Origin of the sequence: Duganella sp. CY15W (assembly GCF_009857555.1) — a bacterium.
Classification (GTDB): domain Bacteria; phylum Pseudomonadota; class Gammaproteobacteria; order Burkholderiales; family Burkholderiaceae_D; genus Rugamonas; species Rugamonas sacchari.
The window spans coordinates 1,142,753-1,156,858 of the sequence record NZ_WWCQ01000002.1; the positions used below are offsets into that span (position 1 = coordinate 1,142,753).

The 14,106-nt window shown below is 63.3% G+C and carries 6 protein-coding genes; 4 read left to right on the top strand and 2 right to left on the bottom strand.

The features are described 5' to 3' along the window. Nucleotides 1–176 precede the first annotated feature (176 nt). The 4 genes from GTP58_RS31085 to GTP58_RS14565 all read left to right on the top strand — a co-directional run bounded on the left by GTP58_RS31085 (nt 177) and on the right by GTP58_RS14565 (nt 12,589). The gene (locus GTP58_RS31085; RefSeq protein ID WP_229215569.1) at nt 177–8,105 is read left to right on the top strand and encodes an S-layer family protein; all 7,929 of its coding nucleotides are present in this window, start codon (nt 177–179) and stop codon (nt 8,103–8,105) included. A gap of 190 nt (nt 8,106–8,295) precedes the next feature. Next, nucleotides 8,296–10,446, top strand: coding sequence for a peptidase domain-containing ABC transporter (locus tag GTP58_RS14555; protein ID WP_161078041.1), 2,151 nt, complete (start codon nt 8,296–8,298; stop codon nt 10,444–10,446). Further along, a complete protein-coding gene (locus GTP58_RS14560) occupies nt 10,419–11,786 on the top strand; it encodes an HlyD family type I secretion periplasmic adaptor subunit (protein WP_072783472.1) in 1,368 nt (455 codons plus the stop codon). Before GTP58_RS14555 ends, GTP58_RS14560 begins: the two co-directional genes overlap by 28 nt. 17 nt (nt 11,787–11,803) lie before the next feature. Next, nucleotides 11,804–12,589: a glycosyltransferase family A protein gene (locus GTP58_RS14565; protein ID WP_161078042.1), complete on the top strand. Its 786-nt coding sequence runs from the start codon at nt 11,804–11,806 to the stop codon at nt 12,587–12,589. Between the two features lie 63 nt (nt 12,590–12,652). On the opposite strand, the gene GTP58_RS14570 is transcribed toward GTP58_RS14565, so the two are convergent. Next, nucleotides 12,653–13,543 (bottom strand): NAD(P)-dependent oxidoreductase, encoded by an 891-nt coding sequence (locus GTP58_RS14570; protein WP_161078043.1) that lies wholly within the window; start codon nt 13,541–13,543, stop codon nt 12,653–12,655. Next, complete coding sequence (gene rfbC / locus GTP58_RS14575; RefSeq protein WP_202413674.1) at nt 13,540–14,106, bottom strand: dTDP-4-dehydrorhamnose 3,5-epimerase; 567 nt, start codon at nt 14,104–14,106, stop codon at nt 13,540–13,542. Before rfbC ends, GTP58_RS14570 begins: the two co-directional genes overlap by 4 nt.

Genomic DNA, 14,106 nt, shown 5'->3' on the forward strand with positions numbered 1-14,106 from the left:
GTCCTAAAGTTGCTTCAAAGATTGACGTTAAGAACTAAAGCGCGCGAAATTAGTGTTGTCGCGTCAGTAATCTGCAGTAGATACCGCAAGAAAATTCAAGTTGGAGCCGCAGGATGGCCTGCTGGCTCCTTCATCTGTCCCGTTAAGAACTGTGTAGTGCCCCAAGGAGAATGGAAATGAGCCTCGTAACAAGCTTTAGTACTGATCAGATCGCAGCGTTGACGACTGACACCGTTGCAACGCTCTCGACAGCCGATCTTGTCGCGCTCAACTCCGCTCAGACGCGGGCGTTCACGACGGACCAGATTGGTGCGCTGACCACCAACCAGATCTCCGCGCTGGCCACCAAACAGCTGACTAACGGCCTGACCACCGACCAGGTGGTGGCGCTGACCTCGAACCAGGTCGCGACGCTGAACTCGGCCCAGGTCAATGCGCTGTCGACCCAGTCGATCGCTGCGCTGGAAACCGGCGACTTCGCCGCTCTGAGAACCGCCACCATCGCCGGCCTGAGCAGCAGCCAGCTGGCCGCCGTGACCACCGACCAGGTCGTCGCGCTGACCACCGCGCAAGCCGCCTCGCTGAGCAGCGGCCAGGTGTCGGGCCTGAGCACCCAGGCGATTGCCGCAATCACCACCAGCGACTTTGTCGCCCTGAAAACCGCCGCCATTGGCGGCCTGAGCACTGGCCAGGTGACCTCGCTGTCGACCGACCAGATCAGCGTGATGACCACCGGCCAGGTAGCTGCCCTGAGCACCAATGCGCTGTCGAGCGGCATCACCACCGACCAGATCGTCGCCATGAATTCGGCCCAGCTGTCGACGCTGAGCACGGCCCAGTTCAGCGCGCTGAGCACCACCTCGGTGGCCGCCATCGAAACGGCTGACATCATTGGCCTGAAAACCAGCACCATCGCCTCGCTGCGCACCGCGCAACTGGCCGCGCTGACCACCGACCAGCTGAGCAACCTGACCACCGGCCAGTTCTCGGCACTGACCACCGGCAGCATCGCCGCCCTGAGCACCGACCAGGTCGTGGCCATCAATGTCAACCAGGCTGGCGTGCTGAGCTCGGCTCAAGTGGCCGCCCTGAGCACCAACGCCATCGTGGCCCTGGAAACCCAGGACCTGGCTGCACTGAAAACCGGCGTGATCTCGGCCCTGACCACCAGCCAGACCAAAGCCCTGACCACCGACCAGGTCGTCGCACTGAGCAGCCAGCAAGTGTCCGTGCTGAACAGCCAGCAAGTGGCTGCCATGGGCACCACCGCGATTGCCGCGATTGAAACCGCCGACTTTGGCGCGCTGAAAACTTCGGTCATCGCCAACCTGACCACCGGCCAGTCGACCGCGCTGACCACCGACCAGATTTCCGTGATGACCACCGCGCAAGTGGCATCGCTGAGCACCACCAACCTGGCGTCGGGCCTGACCACCGACCAGGTCGTGGCCATGACCTCGAACCAGCTGGCGACCCTGAGCACCAGCCAGTTCAACGCGCTGAGCACCACCTCGGTGGCTGCCATCGAAACCGCTGACATCGTCGGCCTGAAAACCAGCATCATCGCGTCGCTGAAAACCGGCCAACTGGCTGCGCTGACCACCGACCAGCTGTCCAACCTGACCACCGGCCAGATCTCCGCGCTGACCACCGGCAGCGTGGCGGCCCTGAGCACCGACCAGGTGGTGGCACTGACCTCCAACCAGTTCGGCGTGCTGAACAGCGCCCAGGTGTCGGCCTTCACCACCCAAGGTATCGCCGCGATTGAAACCGGCGACATCGGCGCCCTGAAAACCTCGACCATCGCCGCGCTGAGCACCAGCCAGGCCAAGGCCCTGACCACCGACCAGGTCGTTGCCCTGACCGCCGGCCAGGTTGGCGCGCTGAACAGCCAGCAAGTTTCGGCGATGTCCAGCACCGCGATTGCCGCGATTGAAACCGGCGACATCAGCGCGCTGAAAACCTCGGTGATTGCCGCCCTGAGCACCCAGCAAGTGGCGGCACTGACCACCGACCAGGTGACCGCGCTGAGCACGGCCCAAGTCGCTTCGCTGAGCACCAATGACCTGGCCTCGGGCCTGACCACCGACCAGGTGGTGGCACTGACCTCGAACCAGCTGGGCGCGCTGAGCACCACCCAGTTCGGCGCCCTGAGCACCACCGCGATTGCCGCCATCGAGACCGCTGACATCGTCGGTCTGAAAACCAGCATCATCGCCTCGCTGAAAACCGGCCAGCTGGCTGCGCTGACCACCGACCAGCTGTCGAACCTGACCACTGGCCAGATCACCGCGCTGACCACCGGCAGCATCGCTGCGCTGACCACCGACCAGGTGGTGGCACTGACCTCGAACCAGTTTGGCGTGCTGACCAGCGCGCAAGTGTCGGCCTTCAGCACCAACGACATCGCCGCGATTGAAACCGGCGACATCGGCGCCCTGAAAACCAACACCATCGCCGCGCTGAACACGGCCCAGGCCAAAGCCCTGACCACCGACCAGGTCGTCGCCCTGAGCAGCCAGCAGATCGGCGCCCTGAACAGCCAGCAAGTCGGTGCGCTGACCAGCACCGCGATTGCCGCGATTGAAACCGCTGACATCGGCGCGCTGAAAACCTCGGCCATCGCCAACCTGACCACCCAGCAGTTCGCTGCGCTGACCACCGACCAGATCACCGTGCTGAGCACCGCACAGGTATCGTCGTTCAGCACCGCCGACCTGGCTTCGGGCCTGACCACTGACCAAGTCGTGGCCATGACCTCGAACCAGCTGGGCGCGCTGAGCACCGTCCAGTTCAACGCCCTGAGCACCACCGCCGTGGCAGCCATCGAGACGGCTGACATCGTTGGCCTGAAAACCAGCATCATCGCCTCGCTGAAAACCGGCCAGCTGGCTGCGTTGACCACCGACCAGCTGTCGAACCTGACCACCGGCCAGATCACCGCGCTGACCACCGGCAGCATTGCCGCGCTGACCACCAATCAAGTGGTGGCCATGACCTCCAACCAGTTTGGCGCACTCAGCAGTGCACAAGTGGCCGCCTTCAGCACCAGCGATATCGCGGCGATTGAAACCGCCGACATCGGCGCGCTGAAAACCAACACCATCGCTGCCCTGAGCACCGGCCAGGCCGCTGCGCTGACCACCGATCAGGTGGTTGCGCTGAGCAGCCAGCAGATCGGCGCCCTGAACAGCCAGCAAGTCGGCGCGCTGACCAGCACTGCCGTTGCCGCGATTGAAACCGCCGACATCGGCGCGCTCAAAACCTCGGCCGTTGCCGCACTGACCACCCAGCAGTTCGCTGCGCTGACCACCGACCAGATCACCGCGCTGAGCACCGCGCAAGTGTCGGCCTTCAGCACTTCGGACCTGGCCTCGGGCCTGACCACCGACCAGGTGGTGGCACTGTCGTCGAACCAGCTGGGCGCCCTGAGCACCACCCAGTTCAACGCGCTGAGCACCACGGCGGTAGCCGCGATCGAGACCGCTGACATTGTTGGCCTGAAAACCAGCATCATCGCCTCGCTGAAAACCGGCCAGCTGGCTGCGCTGACCACCGACCAGCTGTCGAACCTGACCACTGGCCAGATCGCCGCGCTGACCACCGGCAGCATCGCTGCGCTGACCACCGACCAGGTTGTCGCGCTGACCTCGAACCAGATCGGCGCCCTGAGCAGCGCGCAAATCGCTTCGTTCAGCACCAACGACATCGCCGCGATTGAAACCGGTGATATCGGCGCGCTGAAAACCAACGCGATTGCCGCGCTGAACACGGCCCAGGCCAAAGCCCTGACCACCGACCAGATCGTTGCCCTGAGCAGCCAGCAAGTTGGCGCCCTGAGCAGCCAGCAAGTTGGCGCCCTGAGCAGCACCGCGATTGCCGCGATTGAAACCGCCGACATCGGCGCGCTCAAAACCGCTGCTGTCGCCAACCTGAGCACCCAGCAGTTCGCTGCGCTGACCACCGACCAGATCACCGCGCTGAGCACTGCGCAAGTGTCGGCCTTCAGCACCGCTGACCTGGCCTCGGGCCTGACCACCGACCAGATCGTGGCCATGTCGTCGAACCAGCTCGGCGCCCTGAGCACCGTGCAGTTCAGCGCCCTGAGCACCACTGCGGTGGCTGCCATCGAGACCGCTGACATTGTTGGCCTCAAAACCAGCATCATCGCCTCGCTGAAAACCGGCCAACTGGCTGCGCTGACCACGGACCAGCTGTCGAACCTGACCACGGCCCAGATCGCCGCGCTGACCACCGGCAGCATCGCCGCGCTGACCACCGACCAGGTTGTTGCGCTGACCTCGAACCAGATCGGCGCCCTGAGCAGCGCGCAAATCTCGTCCTTCAGCACCAACGATATCGCCGCGATTGAAACCGGTGACATCGGCGCGCTGAAAACCAACGCGATTGCCGCGCTGACCACGGCCCAGACCAAGGCCCTGACCACCGACCAGGTGGTTGCCCTGAGCAGCCAGCAGATCGGCGCCCTGAACAGCCTGCAAGTTGGCGCACTGACCAGCACCGCGATTGCCGCGATTGAAACCGCCGACATCGGCGCGCTCAAAACCTCGGCCATCGCCAACCTGACCACCCAGCAGTTCGCTGCGCTGACCACCGACCAGATCACCGCGCTGAGCACCGCGCAAGTGTCGGCCTTCAGCACCTCGGACCTGGCCTCGGGCCTGACCACTGACCAGATCGTGGCCATGTCGTCGAACCAGCTGGGCGCGCTGAACACTGTCCAGTTCAACGCCCTGAGCACCACGGCTGTGGCTGCCATCGAGACCGCTGACATCGTTGGCCTGAAAACCAGCATCATCGCCTCGCTGAAAACCGGCCAGCTGGCTGCGCTGACCACGGACCAGCTGTCGAACCTGACCACGGCCCAGATCGCTGCGCTGACCACCGGCAGCATTGCCGCGCTGACCACCGACCAGGTTGTCGCACTGCAATCGGTCCAGATCGGTGCCCTGAGCAGCGCGCAAATCTCGTCCTTCAGCACCAACGATATCGCCGCGATTGAAACCGGTGACATCGGCGCGCTGAAAACCAACGCGATTGCCGCCCTGAACACGGCCCAGGCCAAAGCCCTGACCACCGACCAGATCGTTGCCCTGAGCAGCCAGCAAGTTGGCGCCCTGAGCAGCCTGCAGGTTGGCGCGCTGAGCAGCACCGCGATTGCCGCGATTGAAACCGCCGACATCGGCGCGCTCAAAACCGCTGCCGTGGCCAACCTCAGCACCCAGCAGTTCGCTGCGCTGACCACCGACCAGATCACCGCGCTGAGCACCGCGCAAGTGTCGGCCTTCAGCACCTCGGACCTGGCCTCGGGCCTGACCACCGACCAGATCGTGGCGATGTCGTCGAACCAGCTGGGCGCCCTGAACACCAACCAGTTCGGCGCACTGAGCACCACCGCGATTGCCGCCATCGAGACCGCTGACATTGTTGGCCTGAAAACCAGCATCATCGCCTCGCTGAAAACCGGCCAGCTGGCTGCGTTGACCACCGATCAGCTGTCGAACCTGACCACCGGCCAGATCGCCGCGCTGACCACCGCCAACGTCGGCGTGCTGACCACCGACCAGGTTGTGGCACTGCAATCGGCCCAGTTTGGCGCCATGAGCAGCGCGCAGATCGCCGCCTTCACCACCACCGACATCGCCGCGATTGAAACGGCCGACATCGGCGCGCTGAAGACCAACGCGATTTCCGCCCTGAGCACCAACCAGGTGAAAGCCCTGACCACCGACCAGGTTGTCGCGCTGAGCAGCCAGCAGATCGGCGCCCTGAACAGCAGCCAGGTCGCCGGCATGAGCAGCACCGCGATTGCCGCGATTGAAACCGCCGACATCGGCGCGCTGAAAACCTCGGCCATCGCCAACCTGAGCACCCAGCAAGTGGCCGCCCTGACCACCGACCAGGTGACCGCGCTGAGCACCGCGCAAGTGGCCTCGCTGAGCACCGCTGATCTGGCCTCGGGCCTGACCACCGACCAGGTGGTGGCACTGTCGTCGAACCAGCTGGGCGCCCTGAGCACCAACCAGTTCAGCGCACTGAGCACCACCGCCGTGGCCGCGATCCAGACCGCCGATATCGTTGGCCTCAAAACCAGCATCATCGCGTCGCTGAAAACCGGCCAGCTGGCAGCCCTGACCACCGACCAGCTGTCGAGCCTGAGCACCGGCCAGATCGCTGCGCTGACCACCGGCAGCATCGCTGCGCTGACCACCGACCAGGTCGTTTCCCTGCAATCGGTCCAGATCGGCACCCTGAGCAGCGCGCAGATCGCCGCCTTCAGCACCAACGATATCGCCGCGATTGAAACGGCTGACATCGGCGCGCTGAAATCGAACGCGATTGCCGCCCTGAGCACCAACCAGGTGAAAGCCCTGACCACCGACCAGGTCGTCGCCCTGAGCAGCCAGCAGATCGGCGCCCTGAGCAGCACCCAGGTGTCGGGCATGAGCAGCACCGCGATTGCCGCGATTGAAACCGCCGACATCGGCGCGCTCAAAACCTCGGCGGTCGCTGCGCTGAGCACCCAGCAAGTGGCAGCACTGACCACCGACCAGGTGGCGGTACTGAGCACCGCGCAAGTGGCCTCGCTGAGCACCGCTGACCTGGCCTCGGGCATCACCACCGACCAGATCGTGGCATTCACCTCGAACCAGATCGGCGCCCTGAGCACCGCCCAGGTATCGGCACTGAGCACCGGCGCGATTGCGGCGATTGAAACGGCGGACATCGGCGCACTGAAGACCTCGGTCATCCAGTCGCTGCGCACCGCCCAGGTGGCCGCACTGACCACCGACCAGATCGCCACGCTGAGCACCCAGCAGGTGACTGCGCTGACCACCGCTGCACTGGCCAACAGCCTGAGCACCGACCAGGTCGTCGCGCTGAACACCGCGCAAGTTGCTGCGCTGAGCTCGTCGCAAGTGGCGGCCCTGTCGACCAACGCGATTGCCGCGCTGGGTACCGAAGACGTGGCTGCGCTGAAGACCTCGGCCCTGGCCGCACTGCAAACCGCCCAGGCTGCAGCGCTGACCACCGACCAGATCGTGGCGCTGTCGAGCCAGCAGGTTGCTGTGCTGTCGAGCAACCAGATCAAGGCGATGTCGACCACCCAGCTGGTGGCGATTGAAACCGCAGATCTGCGTGCCCTGCGCACCTCGGCGATCGCTGCGCTGAGCACCTCGCAACTGGGTTCGCTGACCACCGACCAGATCCACGCGCTGACCACCTCGCAAGTGTGCGCCATCACCACCGCACAAGTGCCAGGCCTGACCACCGCGCAAGTGGCTGCACTGTCCTCGCCGCTGGGTACGCCAATCGTGCTGGACCTGAACGGCGACGGCATCAGCACCCTGAACCTGTCGGCTGGCGTCAACTTCGACGTGCTGGCTAACGGCAACAAGGTCAACACTGGCTGGGTCGGCGGCGGCGACGGTCTGCTGGCACTGGACCGCAACCACGACGGCATCATCAACGATGGTAGCGAGCTGTTCGGTTCCGGCACCACGCTGGCCAACGGTCAGAAAGCCACCAACGGCTACACCGCCCTGGCGGAGCTGGATACCAACGGTGACGGTGTCATCGACAGCAAAGACAGCGCGTTTGCTGATCTGCGCGTGTGGGTGGATGGCAACGCTGATGGTGTGAGCCAGGCTGATGAGCTGAAATCGCTGACCGACCTGGGCATCACCAAGCTGAACCTGGACGCCAAGCAGAACGTGTCGGCCAACAACGGCAACATCGTCGGTATCACCTCGACCTTCGAGACCAACGATGGCAAGTCGCACACGGCGGCTGACGTCTGGTTCGCACTGGGTGCCAGCACCAGCAACGTCAGCAGCTCGGTCAGCAGCCTGTCGGCCGCGATGTCGACCTTCAACGCCGCAGCCAGCGCTGCGACCGAGAACGCCGGCAAGCTGGATCTGCCAAGCGCGACCAACACGGCGGTGTCGGCCCTGGCCAGCGCCATCGGCAGCTACGACAACAAGCTGACCGCGGCGTCCAGCCAGGCCTCGACGGAAGAGACCCAGCGCCTCAAAGCGCTGTTGACTGGCAACCACGGCGCCGGCATCCTGGCCGCCAAGTAAGCCACACGCTGCTCAGCAGTAAGAACGGCAAGACCTGCGGGTCTTGCCGTTTTTTTTTGAGGGGCGGAACAGCGTGGTAAACCAGCTTGTGTTTCTACAACAGAAAAGGCGCCGATAAACGTTGCGCTGGGTTAGAATCGCAAGGCTGGCACAATAGTGCGCTAATGCAAGCTTTTACCTGTACAGGCCTATGCAAGATAAATTTCCCCATACCGCGATTCAGTGTCTGACTGCCATCGCGCAGCATCACGGTCTGCAAATCAACCCCGAACGCATCATCGATGAAAACGCGTTGCGCGCGGAAGAGCCGACCACCGGGGCACTGTTGCGGATTGCATCGGATATAGGCTTGAAAGCCAAGGCGGACAAGCTGAACTGGACACGCCTGATGGCGCAAGGCGGGGTGTTCCCGCTGATGGCGCGCCTCATCGACGGCAATATGATTATCGTGGTCGGCGTCAAGCCGGGCGAGAACGGCGCGGAAGACCAGGCGGCAGTCCTGAATCCGGCTGCCGCCAATGCGCAGGTGATGATGGTACCGCGCAGCGAGTTTGAAAAGCGCTGGCACGGCGAGATCTTCTTCGTCAAACGCCAGCACAAGCTGACCGATCCCAACCAGCCGTTTGGCCTGCGCTGGTTTATCCCGGAAATCCTGAAACAGAAAGCCGCGTTCCGCGACATCTTCATCGCCGCGATTGCGATGCAGCTGCTGGCGCTGGCCTCGCCGATCTTCTTCCAGCTGGTGATCGACAAGGTGCTCACGCACCAGAGCGTGACCACCCTGCAGGTACTCGGTGTCGGCATCGTGATGGCGCTGGTGTTCGACTCCACGTTCGGCTTCCTGCGCCAGACGCTGACGCTGGCCGCGTCCAACAAGATCGACATGCGCCTGACGCGCCGCGTGTTCAGCCATCTGCTGTCGCTGCCGATCGACTTCTTTGAAACCACCAGTGCCGGTGTAGTCACGCGCCACATGCAGCAGCTGGAAAAAATCCGCAGCTTCCTGACCGGCCGCCTGTTCATGACCGGCCTGGATCTGATTGCGCTGGTGGTGTTCGTGCCTATCCTGTTTAGCTACTCGTTCAAGCTGACCCTGATCGTGCTGCTGTTTGCCGCCATGATCGGCGGCATCGTGATGGCCATGGTGCCGACTTTCCAGCGCCGCCTGAACCAGCTGTATTCGGCGGAAGGCCAGCGCCAGGGCATGCTGGTGGAAACCATCCACGGCATGCGTACCGTGAAAGCGCTGGCGATCGAGCCATCGCAGCGCCGCGTGTGGGACCAGCGTTCAGCGGAAGCCATCACCATGCACTTCCGCGTTGGCCAGATTTCGATTGCCGGTAACTCCGTTACCGACTTCCTCGGCAAGCTGCTGCCGGTGACCATCATCATCGCCGGCGCCGCCGATGTATTCAGCGGTTCGCTGACGGTGGGTGCGCTGATCGGCTTCCAGATGCTGTCCGGCCGCGTGACGCAGCCGCTGATTTCGATTGTGGGCCTGGTCAACGAATACCAGGAAACCGCGCTGTCGGTGAAGATGCTGGGCGAGGTGATGAACCGCGCGCCGGAAGGCCGCCCGGGCGCCAATGGCCTGCGTCCGATCCTGCAAGGCGAGATCAAGTTCGACAACGTGGTGTTCCGTTATCCGGGTTCGCAGAACATGGCGCTGAACAAAGCCTCCTTCACGATTGAAGAGGGCACGGTGGTGGGCATCGTTGGCCGTTCCGGTTCCGGCAAGACTACGCTGACCAAACTGATTCAGGGCCTGTATCCGCTGCAGGAAGGCCTAGTGCGCTTTGACGGCATCGATGCGCGCGAGATTGAACTGTCGCACCTGCGCCGCCAGATCGGCGTGGTCCTGCAGGAGAACTTCCTGTTCCGCGGCACCGTGCGCGAGAACCTGGCCGTGACCAAGCCGGATGCCACATTTGAAGAACTGGTGGCCGCGGCGCAAGCGGCTGGCGCCGACGAATTCATTGAGCGCCTGCCGCAGGGCTATGACACGGTGCTCGAAGAGAATGCCACCAATCTGTCCGGCGGCCAGAAACAGCGCCTGTCGATTGCCCGCACGCTGGTGTCGCGTCCCCGCATCCTGATCCTGGATGAAGCGGCATCGGCGCTCGATCCGGAATCGGAAGCCATCTTCATTAACAACCTGTCCAAGATTGCCGTCGGCCGCACCGTGGTGATGATTTCGCACCGCCTGTCGACGCTGGTGAACTCCGACAAGATCATGGTCATGCAACAAGGCTCGCTGGTTGATTCCGGCCGCCACGAAGAACTGCTCACCCGTAGCGATACTTACCAGCACTTATGGAACCAGCAAACAAGTCACCTTTAAACTTCAAGCGCGGCAAGAAGGACGAGACCGAGATCGAGTTCCTGCCGGACGCCGACGCCATCGAGCGCGGCCCGCTGCCGAAGTCCGTGCGCATCACGCTGCACGTGCTGCTGTTCGCGTTTGTGTCCTTCATCATCTGGGCCTGCGTGTCGCCGGTGGAGAAGATCGTGGTCGCCCACGGCAAGCTGGTGAACCCGCTGCCAAACATCGTGGTGCAGCCGCTGGATACGTCCATCATCCAGAGCATCGATGTGCGTGTTGGCCAGGTGATTAAAAAAGGCCAGGTGCTGGCGACGCTGGACCCGACCTTTACCGCCGCCGACGAGACGCAGCTGCGCGTGCGCCTGGAATCGCTGGATACGCAGGCGCAGAGCCTGCGGTCGGAGCTGTCCGGCAGGCCGGGCGCCACCACCAGCGCCGGCAGCAGCGACGATGCAGTGCTGCAGGCCCAGTTGTCGAGCGAACGCAAAGGCAATTACGAAGCGCAGAAAACCAAGATGGACCAGAACATCGCGCGCCTGCGCGCCGGCCTGGAAACCAACAAGCATGACCAGAGCATCCTGGCCCAGCGCGTGAAATCGCTGCGCGAAGTGGAAGCCATGCAGGAGCAGCTGATGGCCGAGCAGTTCGGCGCCAAGATGCACTTGCTGGAAGCGCGCGACCGCCGTCTGGAAGTCGAACGCGATATGGATTTGCAGCGCAATAAATCGATCGAGATGGGGCGCGAGCTGGCGTCGGCGGAATCAGAGCGCGCGGCATTTGAAAAGAGCTGGCGCCAGAAGTCGATGGAAGACCTGCTGAGTGCTAGCCGTGAACGCGACAGCATCAACGAACAGCTGGCCAAGGCCGACAAGCGTCACAAGATGGTGCAGATGGTGGCGCCGGCCGATGGCGTGGTGCTGGAGATCGGCAAGCTGTCGGTCGGCTCCATCGTGCGCGAAGCCGAACCGCTGTTCACCATCGTGCCGCTGGGCGCCGAGCTGGAAGCGGAAGTGCAGATCGATTCGATGGACGTCGGCTTTATCAAGCAGGGCGCCGCAGTGCATTTGAAGGTAGATGCGTTCAACTTCCAGGAGCACGGCATGCTGGAAGGTAAGGTACGCTTCATCAGCCAGGACTCGTTCAAGCGCGATACGGCCGACAAGACCGGCGGCGGGCTGGATCAGTATTACCTGAGCCGCATTCCGTACACCGGCAAGCTGCGCAAGCTGACCCCCGGTGCGCGCCTGATGCCGGGCATGACGGTGACGGCGGAAGTGGTGGTGGGCCATCGCACGGTGATGTCTTACCTGCTGTTCCCGCTGACACGCGCACTCGACGAATCGATACGCGAACCATAATTTGCAGGAGCTGCCCCGTGTTCACCATCATCATTCCTACCCACGACCGTCCGCTGCTGCTGAAACGCACGCTGGAGTCGCTGATTGCGCAGACCTGCCAGGACTTCAAGATCGTGGTGGTGTCGGACACGCCGGGCTATCTGCCGCCGTACCAGGAGTTGTCGCAGCTGGACAAGCGCTTTGACTACGTGCTGCGCTCGACCGGCGTGCCGGGACCGGCCGCCAGCCGCAACCTGGGACTGGCGATTGCGGATGCCGAATACATTCTGTTCCTCGATGACGATGACACCTATCGTCCGGATCATCTGGAAAAGCTGAAGGCACGTCTGCTCAAGGACAAGCCGGAACTGTTGTTCCACGACTTCCAGATCCAGAACGAAGACCGCACGGTGTATCCGCCCACGCTGCTGCCAGGTGGGCAGAAGGTGTCGATCGCGGATGTGACGTCTGACAGCGTGTATGTGCGCAACCGCATTCCGAACAGCTGCGTGGCGTACCGGCGCGATGTGCTGCAAGGTGTGCGCAATGAAACCGATCTGATTATTTACGAGGATTGGGATTTCCTGCTGGCCGCCCTGCATGGCCGCAAGCTGGTGCACTTCGCCACCGACGGCGTGGTAATCCACAAGAGCGCCGCCACGGCGCCGGAGAATATGCGCCGCGGGAATTCGCGCGATGACAAGATCGTGGAGGTGATGCTGCAGCTGTACCGCAAGCATCCGGCGCCGAACATGGAAACCCGCAAGACGCGCCAGGCGCTGATGGCCAGTGCCGGTGTGGTGCTGGATATCGCGAACTTTTAACCCGCACAGCCAACCAGTCGGGGTCTGACCCCGGACGGGGTCAGACCCCTGCGCCCGCGGGGGTTATGCTGTGTGGAACAGCGCCAGTCCCTGAGCCAGATCCACTTTCGGCTGCCAGCCCGGCACGGTGCGGTAGCTTTGCCACGGCACCATCACTTCGCGCTCGCGGTACGGGCGGCCGCCCCATTCGATATTCAACGGCTTGCCGCTGACCTGTGCATATAGCGCGGCGATGTCCTTCAGTGGCAGGGGCTTGCCGCTGGAGACGCCGTAGTCTTCCATCGGATGCGCCTGCGCATCCATTTGCTGATACGCCAGCATGAACGCATCCAGCACATCATCAATGTAGACCAGATCCACCAGCTGCTCTCCCGGCGACATGCCCAGCGACGTGCCTTCGTTGGCCACGCGCTTGAGCAGGTTCAACACCTTGGGCCGCGTATCGCCAGCACCGTAGGTGTCGAACAGCTTGAGCGTGACCACGCGCAGGCCGGACACTTCGACGTAATAGCGCAGCAGCGCATTGAAGGCTTGCTTGGTGGCGGCGTACAAACAGACCGGATTGTAGGCAGCATCCTCGTAGTGTTCCCAGGACGTGCCAGTGTTGACCAGCTTGCGCACGCCGCACACCGACATGGCTTCCACCAGCTGCGTGGAGAACAGCAGGTTGGCGTTGATCAGGCGTTCGATGTCTTCCGGCTTGTGCGCGGCCAGGAACAGCGAGGCCAGATGGAACACGGCTTCCGGCGCCGCAGCGCGAATGATCTCGATGAGCTGCAGCGTACCGCCGTCGTGGCGGTGTACCTGCAACTGCGGGCTGGCAGGCAAGCCAGCGTCAGAAGAGCTTTCGCGCAGCAGGACATGGACTTCCCAGCCGTCAGCCAGCAGGCGACGGGTCAGCGCGGCGCCGATGAAGCCTGAGGCGCCGGTGACGAGGGCGCGGCGCGCGCTCATGCGCCCGCTCCGGCGTTGGCGGCGTAGACGAACGGCGAATCAAACGCCGCCAGCGCCGGGAAGGTGCCGTCGCGCGGCGACATGACCGGGTCCTGCACGGGCCAGGCAATGCCGGCCGAATTCCACAGCACGCCGCCGTCGTTATTCGGCGCGTAGGTGGTGGTGACTTTGTAGACCATCAGCGACTGGTCGCTCAGCGAACAGAAGCCGTGCGCCAGGCCGGCCGGCAGATACAGCATATGGCCGTTCTCCGCGCTCAGCTCCAGCGTGATGTGCTGGCCGTACATCGGCGAACCTTTACGCAGGTCCAGCGCCACGTCCATTACCGCGCCGTGGGTGCAGTAGACCAGTTTGGCGTGGTCGTGCGGCGGCGTCTGGAAGTGCAGGCCACGGATCACATTGCGCTGCGAGGTCGAATAGTATTCTTCCCTGAAATCCGTCGCCAGACCGTGCTCGCGGAAGATGTCTTCGTGGAAGACCTTGACGAAGCTGCCACGGTCGTCGCGGCGGATGTCGGTGATGATCTGGTAGCAGCCAGGAATGGCGGTAGCAACAATCTTCAT